Origin of the sequence: Xanthomonas sp. CFBP 8151, assembly GCF_011761885.1 — a bacterium.
GTDB classification, from domain to species: Bacteria; Pseudomonadota; Gammaproteobacteria; order Xanthomonadales; family Xanthomonadaceae; genus Xanthomonas; species Xanthomonas arboricola_B.
The window spans coordinates 1,249,269-1,263,974 of sequence record NZ_JAASQZ010000001.1; the positions used below are offsets into that span (position 1 = coordinate 1,249,269).

The window sequence follows — 14,706 nt, forward strand, 5'->3', positions numbered from 1 at the left end:
CGGCGCGGCCCCAGACCATGCGGCGACCGGGCATCCGGGTCGCCGCAGGTGATGGCGCATCAGTTCAACGAAAAACTCACCGGCACCAGGCCGTAGGCCTGCACGGCCTGGCCGTTCTGCATCGCCGGCTGGAAGCGCCAGTTGCGCAGCACCTGGCTGCGTGCCGCCAGATCGAGCGCGCGATGACCGCTGCTGGTCTGCACGCTCACCTCGGCCGGGCGCCCATCGGTGCCGACCAACACGCGCAGCAGCACCGTGCCATGCTGCCCGGCACGCAGCGCTGCCACCGGGTAACTCGGCGCCGGTGAACTCAGATACTGCAGCTGGCCTGCCTCGACCGGGCCGCTGGGCGCGGCAATTGCCGGCGCGCTGTCAGGCACCGCATCGGAGACCGCAGCTAAGGCAAGTGGTGCGCTGTCGACCACGGCCGGCTGACTGATCTCCGGGGTCCGCACCTGCACCGGCACCGTGGTCGGCGGTGTGTGCGTTGTCTGCGGCGTGAACTCCACCTCGATCGGAAATACCGGTGGCGGCGGCGTCGCGATGGTGATGGGCATGAGCCAGCGTTCTTTCGGGGCGGGCTGTTGCGGAATTGCCCGGTACGAGAGCGGTATCAACAACAACCCGCCGGCGAGTAGATGCAAGGCCACCGCCGTGCTCATCGCCAGAACGCGCGACGTGTCGATGCCTGTGGATCGGGAAGAAACCTGCGATTGCGTGCGAACCATCATCCACCTCCTCAACGGAACTGCGGAAAGGACCAGCGCGACCCGGACGCACTACACCATCCGGTAGCGTAGGTTTACCGCGAGCTCTGCGCGGGCACAAGCGATTTCGAAGCGCTGGCGGTCGGCGGGTTGATGCGCCCCGGCCGTATCGACCCGCACACATTCGGCGCGTCAGACTCGTGTAGGGAAGCGGGCAGGTGTCGTCGCAAGGCGCGGAAACAGAACTTTTGGCTTGCCCCATAAAAAAACTGCCCTCGAGGAGGGCAGTCTGGAAAGCAAACCGAACGCGATTTCGGTCAGGTCAGCGCCCCAATTCGAACGTCACCTCCAGGTTGATCGACAAGGTGCTTTCGCCCGGCGCGACCTGGGTGTCCATCTCGGCCTTGGCCGAGCGCATCGAGGCGGCCATCATCATCGGACGCACGCCGCCGCTGCGGCCCTCGGAGATGCTGACGATGCGGCGCACCTTCAGGCCCAGCGACTTGGCGTAGGTGTCGGCGCGGGCCTGGGCCTTCTTCAGGGCGGCCACGCGGGCCTCGTCGTAGGCCGGTTCGGGCTGGTCGACCGAGAAGCTGGGGCCGTTGATATCGTTGGCGCCCTGCGCGACCAGCGCGTCCAGTACCTTGCCCAGGCGCGAGATGTCGCGGACCTTGAGGCTGACCGTGTTGCTGGCCTGGTAGCCGTTGATTCTGGGCGCTTCGTTTTCTTTGTAGGTGTACTGCGGGCTGAGGTTGATGCCGGTGGTCTGCACGTCCTTGTCGGCGATGCCGGCGGCCTTGATCGCGGCCATGACCTTGCTCATCTGTTCGGCATTCTGGCGCATGGCGGCGTTGCCGTCGGCGGCCTGGGTGACCACGCCGGCCGACAGCGTGGCGATGTCCGGTATGCGCTTGGCGTCCGCTTCGGCCGACACGTTGAGCAGGGTGCCGTCGTTGGGAATGGTGTAGCTCGGAGCAGTCTGGGCGTGGGCGGTCATGGCGGTTCCGGCAGCGATGGACAGGGCCAGCAACAACGGTGTGAGGGTGGTACGCATGAGATCTCCTTGTCTGTAGGGGAAGCGTGTTGCCGGTTCGATGAACATGTTGTGAGTCGAACGCGACCACTGTCGCCCGGATCGGCAAGCGGGCGGGGAGGAGCAACAGGTATGCTGGACGGATGCTCTATCTCGCCTCCCGGTCGCCGCGCCGACAAGAACTGCTGCAACGCTTGGATGTGCCTTTCCAGACCCTGCAACTGGACGTGCCCGAACTGCGCGCGGCCGACGAATCGCCTGCGCAGTACGTGCAGCGCGTCGCGCTGGACAAGGCGCGTGCCGGCCTGGCGCAGGTGCAGGCCAGCGACCCCGATGCGATCGTGCTCGGCTCCGATACCGAAGTGGTGCTGGGCGAGCGGGTGTTCGGCAAGCCGGTCGATGCGGACGATGCGATCGCCATGCTGAGCCTGCTGTCAGGACGTACCCACCAGGTGCTCACGGCAGTGGTTCTAGTCTGCGCACAACGCGCGCCGGTGCAGGCCCTGGTGGTGTCGGAGGTGACCTTCGCGACGCTCGATGCTGCGCAGATTGCCGCGTACGTGGCGTGCGGCGAGCCGATGGGCAAGGCCGGCGCGTATGCGATTCAAGGCCGCGCCGAACGTTTTATCAGCCATCTGTCCGGCAGCTATTCCGGTGTGATGGGATTGCCGCTGTTTCACACCTCGCAGTTGCTCACAGCCTTCGGAGCGCATTGATGTCGGAAGAGATCTTGGTCAACGTCACCCCGCGCGAAACCCGCGTCGCGGTGATCGAGAACGGCATGCTGCAGGAGCTGCATATCGAGCGCGGCTGGCGCCGGGGCGTGGTCGGCAATATCTACAAGGGCAAGGTGCAGCGGGTGATGCCGGGCATGCAGGCGGCATTTGTCGAGCTGGGTCTGGAGCGCGCGGCGTTCCTGCACGCCAACGACGTGGTGCGCCCGGTGCCGGCACCGGCCAGCGTGGTCGATACCGAGGAGACCCCGATCCCGCCGCCGCCGGCGGCGGCGGTGCCGATCGTGGAGCTGCTGCGCGACGGCCAGGAGATCGTGGTGCAGGTGGTCAAGGACCCGATCGGCACCAAGGGCGCGCGGCTGACCACGCAGATCAGCATCCCCTCGCGCTACCTGGTGCTGCTGCCGCAATCCAAGATCGTCGGGGTGTCGGCGCGGATCGAGGACGAGGCCGAGCGGCTGCGCCTGAAGACCATCGTCAGCGAGGTCTCGGCCCAGCACGGCGGCTTCGGCTACATCATCCGCACCAACGCCGAAGGCCAGCCGGCCGAGGCGCTGGCCGAGGACATCGCCTACCTGTCGCGGGTCTGGAACGTGGTCGAGCGGCGCGGCCGCGAGGCGCCGCCGTGCAGCATCATCTACGAGGACCTGAGCCTGCCGTTGCGTGCGGTGCGCGATCTGATCCGCCGCGACGTGGAAAAGGTCAAGGTCGACTCCAACGAGACCTTCGTGCAGCTGCAGGCGTTCGTGGCCAAGTACATGCCGGTGCTGGCCGAGCGGCTGGAGCTGTATACCGGCGACCGGCCGATCTTCGACCTGTATGGGGTCGAGGACGAGATCGGGCGCGCGTTGAACAAGCAGGTGCCGCTCAAGTCCGGCGGCTACCTGGTGATCGACCAGACCGAGGCGATGACCACCATCGACGTCAACACCGGTTCGTTCGTCGGCCAGCGCAACCTCGAGGAAACCGTGTTCCGCACCAACCTGGAGGCCGCGCAGGCGGTGGCGCGGCAGCTGCGGCTGCGCAACCTGGGCGGCATCATCATCATCGACTTCATCGACATGGACGACGCCGAGCATCGCCGCCAGGTGCTGCGCACGCTGGAAAAGGCGCTGGCGCGCGATCACGCCAAGACCACCGTCTACGAGTTCTCGCCGCTGGGCCTGGTCGAGATGACCCGCAAGCGCACCGTCGAAAGCCTGGAGCGGCAGCTGTCGGAGACCTGCGGCCAGTGCAGCGGGCGCGGCACCATCAAGACCGCCGAGACGGTGACCTACGAGATCTTCCGCGAGATCACCCGCGCGGTGCGCCAGTTCGATGCCGCGCGGCTGCTGGTGATCGCCTCGTCGAAGGTCGTCGCCCGCATCACCGACGAGGAGTCGGCCGCGGTGGCCGAGCTGGAGGAATTCCTCGGCAAGAGCATCCGCTTCCAGTCCGACGACCAGTATCTGCAGGAGCAGTTCGATGTGGTGCTGTTGTGAGTCCGGGAATGGAGAGTCGGGAATCGGGAATTGGGGTGGAGCAGAAGGCGCTCTGTGGGGTGCTGGTGACATCTTTAGAATGGCGGCGCGCGTGGATGGATGAGCGTGTGCGCGGCGCGGTTTGTGCTCCTACGATTCCCTATTCCCTATTTCCCATTCCCCGCCGTTAATGCCCACCCCGCTGCGCCGCCGTCTCCGTCTGTTTCGCCGCTATGCGATCACCGCCACTGCGCTTGCGCTGGTGGCGATCGCGTTGCTGGTGGGTGCGGCCAGCCAGGCGTTGCCGTTGGCCGAGCAGCGGCCGCAGCAGATCGCCGCGTGGCTGAGCCAGCGCGCCGGCCAGCCGATCGCCTTCGATCGCCTGCAGACCGAATGGACCCGGCGCGGCCCGTTGCTGCGGCTGGATGGCCTGCGGATCGGCCCGCATGGCGAGGTGCGCGTGGGCCAGGCCGAAATCCTGCTGGCGATGTATGCCGGCCTGTTGCCCGGCCACTCGCTGACCGAGGTGCGTCTGCGTGGCCTGGCGCTGACGCTGCAACGTAGCGACGATGGCGTGTGGTCGGTGCAGGGCCTGCCGGCCGGGCGGCGTTCGGACCCGTTGGAAGCGCTGCGCCGGCTCGGCGAGATCCAGGTGGCCGAGGCGCGCCTGCGGGTGGCCGCGCCGTCGCTCGGCGTGGACACCACACTGCCGCGCATCGACCTGCGCCTGCGCGTCAACGGCTCGACCGTTAAGGTCGGCAGCCGCGCGTGGATCGACCTGCAGCGCGCGCCGTTGACCACGGTGATCGCGTTCGATCGCGACAGCGGCGACGGCAGCGCCTATGCGCAAGCCGACCCGGCCGATCTGGCCGCCTGGGCGCCGTTGCTGCAGTTCGGCGGCATACGCGTGGACGGCGGTGGCGGACGCCTGCAGGCCTGGGCGCAACTGCGCGCGCGCCGGATCACTGCAGTCGTCGTGGATGCCGATCTGCGGCAACTGCGATTGTCCGGCGCGGCATTGCCCGAGCAGACCGCACGCCGCACGCTGGCGTGGGAGCGGCTGCAGGCGCGCGCGCGCTGGCAGGCCATCGACGGCGGCTGGCGGATGGATGCGCCGCTGTTGCGGTTGGGCCAGGCGGCCAGGCTGCAGCGGCTGGACGGGCTGAGCGTTGCTGGCGGGCGCCGTTATGCGGTGGTGGGCAAACACCTCGATGTCTCGGGCCTGATCGCGGCGGCCGCCTTGAGCGAGCAACTATCGCCCGGCCTGCGGCGCTGGCTGAGCCTGTCCCGGCCGCAGGTGCGCCTGGCCGATCTGCAGATCGCCGGCGAGCAGGGTGGGGCGGTGCGGGCGCAGGGCCGGATCGAGGAGCTGGGCTTCCTGCCGGTGGGCAACGCGCCTGGCATCAGCGGTCTGCGTGGCCGGATCGATGGCGATGCGCAGGCGATTCAGCTCGACCCCGCACCGGATGCCACGCTGCGCTTCGATTGGCCGACCGGCTTTGGGGTGGTACACGAGTTGCAGCTGGCCGGCAGCATCGTGGGCTGGCGCGACGGTGCCGGCTGGCAGGTAGCCACGCCGGCGTTACGCGTGCAGGCCAAGGACTACGGCGCCAGCGTGCGCGGCGGGCTGTGGTTCCAGAACGATGGCAGCCGCCCGCGCATCCAGCTGGCCACGCAACTGGACGATGTCGCCTTGCCGGTGGCACGCAAGTTCTGGATCCGCTCCAAGATGAGCAAAGCGGCCATCGACTGGCTGGACACGGCGGTTGCCGGTGGCGTGATCACCGGCGGCACCGGCCTGGTCAGCGGCGATCTGGACGACTGGCCGTTCGACAACAACGACGGCCGGTTCGAGGCCTTCGGCCAGATCCGCGACGGCGTGATCCCGTTCAATCCGGACTGGCCGGCAATGGAGCAGGTGCAGGCCGATCTGCGCTTCATCGGCAACGGATTTTCCCTGCAGGGCAAGGGCGAGCTGGCCGGCGCGCCGATCGCGTCCCTGGAGGCCGGCATTCCCAGCTTCGCCGCCTCCGAGCTCTACGTGCGCGCCTCCACCCGGGCCGACGCCGCGCAGCTGCTGGGCATGCTGCGCAAGGGCCCGCTGGAGCAACGCTACGGCGACACCTTGCGCAATCTCACCGTGTCCGGCCCGGCAGCGGCGAGCTTCGATCTGCTGCGCCCGTTACGCAGCAAGGGCGTGGGCGGCCATCTGCAAGGCACGGTCGCATTGCAGGGCGCCAGGCTGGCCGATGCGCGCTGGAACCTGGCCTTCGATCAGGTCAACGGGCAGGCCCAGTACCGCGACACCGGCTTTGCCGCCGAACGCCTGAGCGTGCAGCACCAGGGCCGCAGCGGCGAGTTGTCGTTGCGCGCCGGCGGCTTCGTGCAGGACCCCGAACAGGCCTTCGAGGCGCGCTTCGGCGCCACCCTGGATGCCAAGGAATTGTTCGATCGCGCGCCGCAGATGGAATGGTTGCGCCCCTACGTGCATGGCAGCGCACCGTGGCAGGTGGGCGTGGATGTGCCGCTGCCGTCGCCGGGGCAGGCGGACGCGCAGGCATTGCTGACGCTGCGCTCGCAGCTGGTCGGCACCACCCTGGATCTGCCCGCACCGTTGGACAAGGCGGCCACGCAGCCGCTGGACACGCAGGTCAAGGTGGCCTTGCCGGTGGGCGATGGCGACATCGACGTGGCCTTCGGCAAGCTGGTCGCGCTCAAGGCCAGCAGCCACGGCAACCAGACCGGCGTGCGCGTGGTGATGGGCACCGACACGGTCACCGAGCGTCCGCCCGCCAACGGCCTGGTGGTCACCGGCCGCACCGCCTCGCTGGATGCGATCGACTGGATCAGCCTGGCGCGCGGCAGCAGCGAGCCGGACATGCCGCCGCTGCCGGGCCAGCCAGCAGCACCCAAGCAGGACGCCGTGCCATTGCAGCAGGTGGATGTGCAGGCCGACCGGTTGCTGATGATCGGCGGGGTGTTCCCGCAGACGCGCCTGCGCCTGCGGCCGACCCGCGACGCGGTCGCGGTGACCCTGGACGGCCCATCGCTGGCCGGCCAGCTCAGCGTGCCCAATGCCGATGGCGCCGCCGTGCAGGGCAAGCTGAGCACGGTGCACTGGCAGCCGGTGGCCGCAGCGGCCGAGCCGGCCGCGCCCGAGCCGGGCGATCCGCTGGCTGGTGCCTTGCCGGAACCGGCGCGTCGCGCGGTGGCCGAGTTCGACCCGGTCTCGATCCCGCCGCTGTCGCTGGATATCGACGACCTGCAGGTCGGCAAGATGACCCTGGGCGCGGCCACCCTGCGCAGCAGCCGGCTGACCGACGGCATGCAGGTGGACCAGCTGCAGCTGCGCTCCAACGACCAGAATATCGGCCTGACCGGCGCCTGGCGCGGCAAGGGCGATTCCGCCAGCACCCGGCTGTCGGCGCGGGTGGACAGCCGCAATCTCGGCAACCTGCTGCAGAACCTCACCCTGGGCGGCCAGCTGCGCGGCGGCGAAGGGCAGCTGGAACTCAATGCCGGCTGGCAGGGCTCGCCGACCGGGTTTGCGCTCGGTTCGCTGGACGGCGATCTGAAGATCGACGTGCGCAACGGCCAGCTGCTGGAAGTGGACCCGGGCGCCGGTCGCGTGCTCGGCCTGCTCAGCGTGGCGCAGTTGCCGCGCCGGTTGATGTTCGACTTCCGCGATTTCTTCTCCAAGGGGCTGGCCTTCAACAAGCTGGACGGCCAGGTGCGCTTCGGCGACGGCTTCGCGCGCACCGATGCGATCCGCATCGAAGGCCCGGCCGCCGACATCGCCATCCGGGGGCAGACCGACCTACGTGCGCAGACCTTCGACCAGACCGTGGACGTCAACCCCAAGGCCGGCAATCTGCTCACGGTGGTCGGCGCCGTGGCCGGCGGCCCGGTCGGTGCGGCGGTAGGCGCGGCCGCCAATGCGGTGCTCGGCAAGCCGCTGGGGGCGATCGGCGCCAAGACCTATCACGTCACCGGGCCGTGGAAGGATCCGCAGGTGGACGTGGTGGAACGCGAAGTGCGCGAGCGCGCGCCGGGCAAGCCGCCTGCAGCAGACACGCCAACGGCAACTCCAGGCACGCCCGGTCGGTCGCCACGCTGACGCGCCCGATTGCGGGCGCGCTGGCGAGCGTCGGTGCTGGTCGTCGCGGGCGCTCAGGTCTTACCGCAAGTCGATCGAACGCGGCACGCGCGCCAGCCGGCAAGCTGCGCGCACTGATGCACTCAGTCGACTGAACTGTCGCCGTCGCTGTCGGCGCGTACGAACATCGGCAGACGCAGGCGCGAGCGGTGGCCCTGCACCGGCGCCTGATCGGCACCGGCGACGCCACGGAAATAGCCGCGTTGCCATTTCTCGCGCGCGGCGGCCGATTGCGCATCCGGCAGTTCCTGCAGAAACTGCGTGCGGCTGCGCGTCCAGTCGGCATGCTGTTGCGCCAGTTGCGGCGCCTCGGACAAGGGCTTCCACTGCGGCTGCACCTGTTCGATCAGGTGTCGCGGCAGCGGGAACAGATGGCAGAACGGCTCGCCGGCCGCGAAGCGCACCTTCCCGGGCCGGGTGAACTTCCAGTTCATGGTGAAGGTGTACGGGCTCCAGTCGGTTTCGACCATGCCGCTCAGCGCGCCGATGCCGTCCTTGGGCCGGTTCAAGGGCCCGGTGACGAACAGATCCATGCCGGTATCGGTGCGAAACAGGCAGGGCACGTGGAAGGTCAGCACGCCGTAGCCGAAGTGGCTGATCGCCGGTGACGCGGCGCCGGCATCGACGCTGATCCGGATCGCATCCAGACCCTCGCGCCCGTCCCAGCTGGCCTCGAAACCGGCCTGGCACAACAGCTCCCAGCCATGCGCATTGGCGATCGCCAGCGGCAGGCAGCGGTACGCATAACGCTGGTCGGTGGCGTCCATCCAGTCGCGCTCGTGCGGGGCGGGGCGGATGTCCAGCGTATGGCCATCCAGGACGTGGGCAGTGAGCTTCATGCGCGGGCGTCGGCGTGGCGATGGGCCTGCGATGATAGCCGTGCCGCATGTTCAGCCGAACGACTTGTCTCCCCGGCGCGCGGGCCCCATCCTGACCGCATGACCGATAACGCTCTCACTCTGGCCGAAACCCGGCTGCTGCTTCCTTCCGGCCTGGACACCGGCCATCTCGACCGCACCTTCGGCGCCCTGCTGGGCCCGGGCATCGACTTCGGCGACCTGTATTTCCAGCATTCGCGGCGCGAGAGCTGGAGCGTGGAAGACGGCATCGTCAAGGACGGTGCGCATTCCATCGAACAAGGCGTGGGCGTGCGCGCGATTGCCGGCGAGAAGACCGGCTTCGCCTATTCCGACGACATCCAGCGCGACGCCTTGCTGGAGGCGGCGCAGTCCGCGCGCGCGATCTCGCGCGAGGGCGGCGCGCAATCCACCCGTTCGCTGGTGCGCGGCAACGGCCGCGCGCTGTATCCGGCGACCGACCCGATCGACGACATGGACAGCGCGACCAAGGTCGAGTTGTTGCGCCGTATCGATCAGTACGTGCGCGCTGCCGACCCGCGCGTCAAGCAGGTGATGGTGAGCCTGTCCGGCGGTGTGGACACGGTACTGATCGCGCGCAGCGACGGCGTGCTCGCCGCCGACGTGCGCCCGCTGGTGCGCCTGAACGTGCAGGTGATCGTCGAGCAGGGCGGGCGGCGCGAGTCCGGTTACTCCGGCGGCGGCGGCCGTTACGGCTATGCCGAACTGTTCGCCGATGGTCGCCCGGAAGGCTTCGCCCGCGAAGCGCTGCGTCAGGCGCTGGTCAACCTGGATGCGATTCCGGCACCAGCCGGCGTGATGCCGGTGGTGCTCGGCCCGGGCTGGCCCGGGGTGCTGCTGCACGAGGCGGTAGGGCATGGCCTGGAAGGCGACTTCAACCGCAAGGGCACCAGCGTCTACGCCGGCCGCATCGGCGAGCGCGTGGCATCAAAGGGTGTGACCATCGTCGATGACGGCACCCTGGATGGCCGTCGCGGCTCGCTCAATATCGACGACGAGGGCACACCCACCCAGTGCACCACGCTGATCGAAGACGGCGTACTGGTCGGCTACATGCAGGACACCCACAACGCGCGCCTGATGGGCGTGGCGCCGACCGGCAACGGCCGGCGCGAATCGTTCGCGCACCTGACCATGCCGCGCATGACCAACACCTACATGCGCGCCGGCCAGCACGATCCGCAGGAAATGATCCGCTCGGTGAAAAAGGGCATCTACGCGGTCAACTTCGGCGGCGGACAGGTCGACATCACCAGCGGCAAGTACGTGTTCTCGGCCACCGAGGCCTACCTGATCGAAGACGGCAAGGTCACCGCGCCGGTCAAGGGTGCCACGCTGATCGGCAACGGCCCGGAAACCATGCAGAAGGTGCGCATGATCGGCAACGACCTGGCACTGGACGAAGGCGTGGGCGTGTGCGGCAAGGACGGGCAGAGCGTGCCGGTCGGCGTCGGCCAGCCGTCGCTGCTGATCGACGGCATCACCGTTGGTGGAACGCAGGCCTGAGATGCGGGGATTCGGGAATCGGGAATCGGGAATCGCAACAGCGGGGACTGCGGGGTGTGGTGGGTTCCGCTTGGGTGATTGTCCGTTTCTGCGGGAACTCAGGAAGCGGGATTCGGGGTTGGCAACGGCCGGGATGGCCGTTGCGGGGCTGGATGGATCGGGCGGAGCCTTATTCGTCGCCTTCCGACGCCGATTCGTCGTCTTCCAATCCCGATTCCCCACTCTCCAGTCCCTGCTCCTGAGACAGGTCGCGCAGTACCTGGAACAGCTCGCGGTAGGCGCGCGGCGGCTTGTTCTTGGCCCGCTCGTGAATGGCGTTGCGCACCAGTTGACGCAGTTGCTGGCGGTCGGCGGCCGGGTAGGTTTCCAGCAGTTTGGCCAGCGCCACGTCGCCGTCGGCGAGCAGGCGCTCGCGCCAGCGCTCGACGCGGTGGATCGCGGCCACTTCGCGGCGCGCGGTGTCGCTGTTGGCATCCAGCGCATCGCGGATCGCGGCCAGCGTCTGATCGTCCTCGCGGCGCATGTGCTTGGCCAGAAACGCCAGCTGGCGCTTGTGCGCGATATGCGAGGTGATGCGCTTGCTCTCTTCGATATGCGGGATCAGCGATTCTGGCACCGGCAACTTGGCCAGCTGCGCGGGGGTGAGCGCCACCAGCTTTTCGCCCAGGTCGAAAATTTCCAGCGCCTCGCGCCGCTGCTGGCTGCGGCTGGCGCCGCGAAATTCACCGGTATCTTCGTCGCGTCCGCGCATTGCCAATACATCCCAAAACAGACTGATTAAAAATTCTGGCCATGCCGGCCAGCTCTTGCGCAGGGACCCGCTATCAGGTCACTCGCACCATGAGACTAGGATAAAGCATTGAACGCACTCTCCTCCGAAACACGTGTCCACGACGACAGCCTGCAGCGCCTGGACGCGCTTACCGACATCGCGCAGCGCCTGCTCGAGCGCGCCCGTGCGGCCGGCGCCACCCAGGCCGAAGTGAGCTGCAGCGAGGAGCGCGGCCTGGACGTCAACGTGCGCCTGGGCGATGTGGAGACGGTGGAATCCACCCGCGACCGCGGCATTGCGGTCACCGTGTACTTCGGCAAGCGCAAGGGCAGCGCCAGCACCGCCGATCTGCAGGATTCCAGCCTGGAATCGACCGTCGCCCAGGCCTGCGCGATCGCCCGTTACACCGAGGACGACGTCGCTGCCGGCCTGGCCGACCCGGAGCTGATGGCGCGCGACTTCCCCGAGCTGGACAGCTGGCACCCGTGGGCGTTGGACGCCGACACCGCGGTGGACCTGGCGCTGGCCTGCGAGAGCGCCGGGCGCGATGCCGATGCGCGCATCAGCAACTCCGACGGCGCCTCGGCCAGCACCGGGCTCAGCCTGTCGGTGTATGCCAACTCGCATGGTTTCATCGGTCGCGAGCGCGGCACCCATCATTCGATCAGCTGCGCGCTGATCGCCGGCCAGGGCGACGGCATGCAGCGCGATGGCTGGTACAGCAGTGCCCTCGCACGCGAAGACCTGGAGGCCCCGGAAGCGATCGGCCGCCACGCCGCCGAACGCACCCTGGCGCGGCTGCAGCCACGCTCGCTGCCGACCGGCCAGCTGCCGGTGCTGTTCGCACCGGAGGTGGCGCGCTCGCTGGTCGGGCATCTGCTCGGCGCGGTCTCCGGCGGTGCGCTGTATCGCCGCGCCAGTTTTCTGCTCGACAGTGTCGGCAGCAAACTGTTCCCGGACTGGTTCAATATCGAAGAACTGCCGCATCTGCGGCGCGGACTGCGTTCGGCCGCGTTCGACGGCGAAGGCGTGGCGACGCGGCGTTCGGCACTGATCAGCGACGGCGTGCTGCAGCGTTACGTGTTGGGCAGCTATTCGGCGCGCAAGCTGGGCCTGCAGACCACCGCCAATGCTGGCGGCGTGCACAACCTGCAGGTCAGCGCAAATGCCGGCGACCTGGCTTCGCTGGTTGCCGGCATGTCGCGCGGCCTGCTGGTCACCGAGCTGATGGGCAACGGCGTCAATCCGGTGACCGGCGATTATTCGCGTGGCGCCGGTGGCTTCTGGATCGAGAACGGCATGATCGCCTATCCGGTCGACGGGCTGACCATCGCCGGCAATCTGCGCGAGATGTTCGCCGGCATCGAGGCGGTCGGTAACGATGTCGATCCGCGCTCGCACGTCAAGATCGGCTCGGTGCTGCTCAACCGCATGACGGTGGCAGGCGACAGCTGAGCGCAGCTGGCCGGGCTGCCGCGCCCGCCACCCGGCGCGCGCGCATCTTGCCGCTCTGCCTGGCGGCAGTGGCCGTGCGCCGCCGAGACCATGTCTTCCCGCACTGGTGGCTGGCTGAATCGTTGCTATAGTCCGCCGCACCACAACCATGCATGGGGAGAGATGATGAGCGAATTCGAGTCACACGCCGTACCGCCACCGCCGCCGATCGGGACCAGTACGCCGTCGGAGGAGCGCACCCTGGCGCTGGCCGCGCACCTGCTCGGCATCCTCACGTCCTTCATCGGCGCGCTGGTGATCTGGCTGATCAGCAAGGACGCCAGCCCGTCCAAGCCGTTCGCCACCGATCAGGCCAAGGAAGCGTTGAATTTCCAGATCACCGTGATCATTGCCTATGTGGCTGCGGTGATCCTGACCATCGTGTCGTTCGGCATCCTGTTCTTCGTGCCGACGCTGGTGTGGATCGCCAACTTGGTGCTGTGCATCCTGGCCGCGGTCAAGGCCAATAACGGCGAGCACTACCGCTATCCGTTCACGCTGCGCCTGATCAAGTAATCCGGCGCGGTGCAAATGACAAAGGCCCGGCAGCGATGCCGGGCCTTCGTCGTTTCAGACGATGATGCGATCAGTTTTGCGCCGGGGTGTTCTCGGCGAAGTACTCGTGGCTGTCGGCGTTGGTGATCGCCTGGGCCGGGTTGCTGATCGCCAGGCTGCGCGCGCCGGACTGGCCGTAGACACGGTCCTGGGTGCCGGCGACGACCGTGAAGTGGCTGGTCTCGTGCACCAGCGTTCCGGCCTTGGAGTCGGTGCCGGTTGTCGACGCACTCCAGAACGCATTGCAGACATGGATCTCGTACGGCTGGTTTGGATAGACGTAGGCGAAGGCGTCCGCCAGATCCGCTTCGCAGTTGCAGTTGATCGTCAGCTGGCCGTTGTTCTGGTCCAGTGCGTTGTCGATGTTGACGAAGTTCGAGCTGACCCGGCTGTAGCGCGAGGCGTTGTAGGCGCCGAACCAGGTGGTGTAGCGCGCTCCGGTGCTGCCGGCATTGAGGTAGTTGCGCGCGTTCTGCGAGTAATTACGCGCGGCGGTGACGGCACTGGCGGCCTGATTGGTGCGGGTGGTGCTGCAGTTGAGGTAGTTGATGCCATTAACCACCGCGGTCGGACCGATTGCGAGCTGGCGCTGCACGCCGCGACGCGCGCCATCCAGCCAGACGGTGAGCGGCGTGCTGGTGGCCACGGCCGGCTGGCCGTTGGCCGCCTTCATCAGACTGCCGTCGGACAGCGAGGCGTATTGCAGCGACGAACGGACCTGGATGGTGTAGTTGCCACTGGTCGACAGATCGTAGGCGCCGGCCAGATCGACCTCTCCCTTGACGCTCTGGCCGGGCTTGAGGATGGTGAAGTCTGCCGCCTTGGGCAGGCCGCGCTTGACCAGGCGTCCGGTGTAGGTCACCGGCACGCCATCGCGGCTCACTTCCAGGATGCCGTTATCCAGCGTCTGCAGCGGCAGCTGATAGGTCGGCACGCGGGCGATCTGGCTGCCGTTGTTGGTGACGGTCACCGCGATCTTGCCCTGGTGTCGCCCGGCCTGATCGGCGACCGGCGCCAGTTCGATGGTCAACGGGACCGGGCCGCGCACGGACTGTGCCTGCGCCGAACCGAGCACGCCAACAACGGCCAGCGTGCCTGCTGCAAACGATGCGAGAAAAACGTTCTTCACCAGTGACTCTCCATGTGGTCGGGGGATGTCCGCGGACGCGGGCAGGTCAACCTAGGCAGAGCGAGCAGACGCAACAAGAGAATCGATTGATGCTGTTTTTGGCCTGCCGGTGGCCACTCAATGACAAATGCGAACACCGATGGCGACAAATCGGCAGAAAAATGTGAATTCTTCCTCGCTTTTTGATCAATCTATGAAAATCTTCCTGTGAAAAATGTTTGGGAAGAAAATTTACGTTCTGTGACATAGCGCAGTGCTTGCAGGGCGGTGCGCCATCACCGC

The 14,706-nt window shown here is 67.7% G+C and carries 12 protein-coding genes; 7 read left to right on the plus strand and 5 right to left on the minus strand.

The window, feature by feature from the left end; translation table 11 throughout:
• Positions 1–59: 59 nt before the first annotated feature.
• A complete protein-coding gene (locus tag FHT08_RS05300) occupies positions 60–662 on the minus strand; it encodes an energy transducer TonB (protein WP_243848946.1) in 603 nt (200 codons plus the stop codon).
• On the opposite strand from FHT08_RS05300, the gene FHT08_RS19950 reads away from it, so the two are divergent.
• Entirely contained in the window at positions 556–795 is a 240-nt protein-coding gene (locus FHT08_RS19950) for a hypothetical protein (RefSeq protein ID WP_243848988.1), read from the plus strand. The genes FHT08_RS05300 and FHT08_RS19950 overlap by 107 nt on opposite strands.
• A gap of 234 nt (positions 796–1,029) precedes the next feature.
• Here FHT08_RS19950 and FHT08_RS05305 read toward each other — a convergent pair whose 3' ends face one another.
• Positions 1,030–1,761 (minus strand): SIMPL domain-containing protein, encoded by a 732-nt coding sequence (locus FHT08_RS05305; RefSeq protein WP_166774489.1) that lies wholly within the window; start codon positions 1,759–1,761, stop codon positions 1,030–1,032.
• A 122-nt stretch (positions 1,762–1,883) separates the two neighbouring features.
• On the opposite strand from FHT08_RS05305, the gene FHT08_RS05310 reads away from it, so the two are divergent.
• The 3 genes from FHT08_RS05310 to FHT08_RS05320 all read left to right on the plus strand — a co-directional run bounded on the left by FHT08_RS05310 (position 1,884) and on the right by FHT08_RS05320 (position 8,051).
• The gene (locus FHT08_RS05310; RefSeq protein WP_166774490.1) at positions 1,884–2,456 is read left to right on the plus strand and encodes a Maf-like protein; all 573 of its coding nucleotides are present in this window, start codon (positions 1,884–1,886) and stop codon (positions 2,454–2,456) included.
• Positions 2,456–3,955 (plus strand): ribonuclease G, encoded by a 1,500-nt coding sequence (gene rng, locus FHT08_RS05315; protein WP_104605991.1) that lies wholly within the window; start codon positions 2,456–2,458, stop codon positions 3,953–3,955. Before FHT08_RS05310 ends, rng begins: the two co-directional genes overlap by 1 nt.
• Before the next feature lie 169 nt (positions 3,956–4,124).
• Positions 4,125–8,051 carry a YhdP family protein gene (locus FHT08_RS05320; protein WP_166774491.1) on the plus strand — a complete coding sequence of 1,309 codons (3,927 nt, stop codon included), beginning with the start codon at positions 4,125–4,127 and terminating at the stop codon, positions 8,049–8,051.
• A 122-nt stretch (positions 8,052–8,173) separates the two neighbouring features.
• On the opposite strand, the gene FHT08_RS05325 is transcribed toward FHT08_RS05320, so the two are convergent.
• On the minus strand, positions 8,174–8,929 hold the full coding sequence (locus tag FHT08_RS05325) for a DUF6065 family protein (RefSeq protein WP_104535821.1): 756 nt from the start codon (positions 8,927–8,929) through the stop codon (positions 8,174–8,176).
• Positions 8,930–9,028: 99 nt separating this feature from the next.
• Between FHT08_RS05325 and tldD the strand changes: the two genes are divergently transcribed.
• Positions 9,029–10,474 (plus strand): metalloprotease TldD, encoded by a 1,446-nt coding sequence (gene tldD, locus FHT08_RS05330; protein ID WP_166774492.1) that lies wholly within the window; start codon positions 9,029–9,031, stop codon positions 10,472–10,474.
• A gap of 169 nt (positions 10,475–10,643) precedes the next feature.
• Here the strand turns inward: tldD and yjgA are convergent, their stop codons facing one another.
• Entirely contained in the window at positions 10,644–11,225 is a 582-nt protein-coding gene (gene yjgA, locus FHT08_RS05335; RefSeq protein ID WP_166774493.1) for a ribosome biogenesis factor YjgA, read from the minus strand.
• 108 nt (positions 11,226–11,333) lie between these two features.
• On the opposite strand from yjgA, the gene pmbA reads away from it, so the two are divergent.
• Positions 11,334–12,701, plus strand: a complete 1,368-nt coding sequence (gene pmbA, locus FHT08_RS05340; protein ID WP_166774494.1) for a metalloprotease PmbA — start codon at positions 11,334–11,336, stop codon at positions 12,699–12,701.
• Positions 12,702–12,791: 90 nt separating this feature from the next.
• Positions 12,792–13,256: a DUF4870 domain-containing protein gene (locus FHT08_RS05345; protein WP_166774495.1), complete on the plus strand. Its 465-nt coding sequence runs from the start codon at positions 12,792–12,794 to the stop codon at positions 13,254–13,256.
• Between the two features lie 70 nt (positions 13,257–13,326).
• Here the strand turns inward: FHT08_RS05345 and FHT08_RS05350 are convergent, their stop codons facing one another.
• The gene (locus FHT08_RS05350) at positions 13,327–14,424 is read right to left on the minus strand and encodes a M35 family metallo-endopeptidase (RefSeq protein ID WP_166774496.1); all 1,098 of its coding nucleotides are present in this window, start codon (positions 14,422–14,424) and stop codon (positions 13,327–13,329) included.
• Positions 14,425–14,706 lie beyond the last annotated feature (282 nt).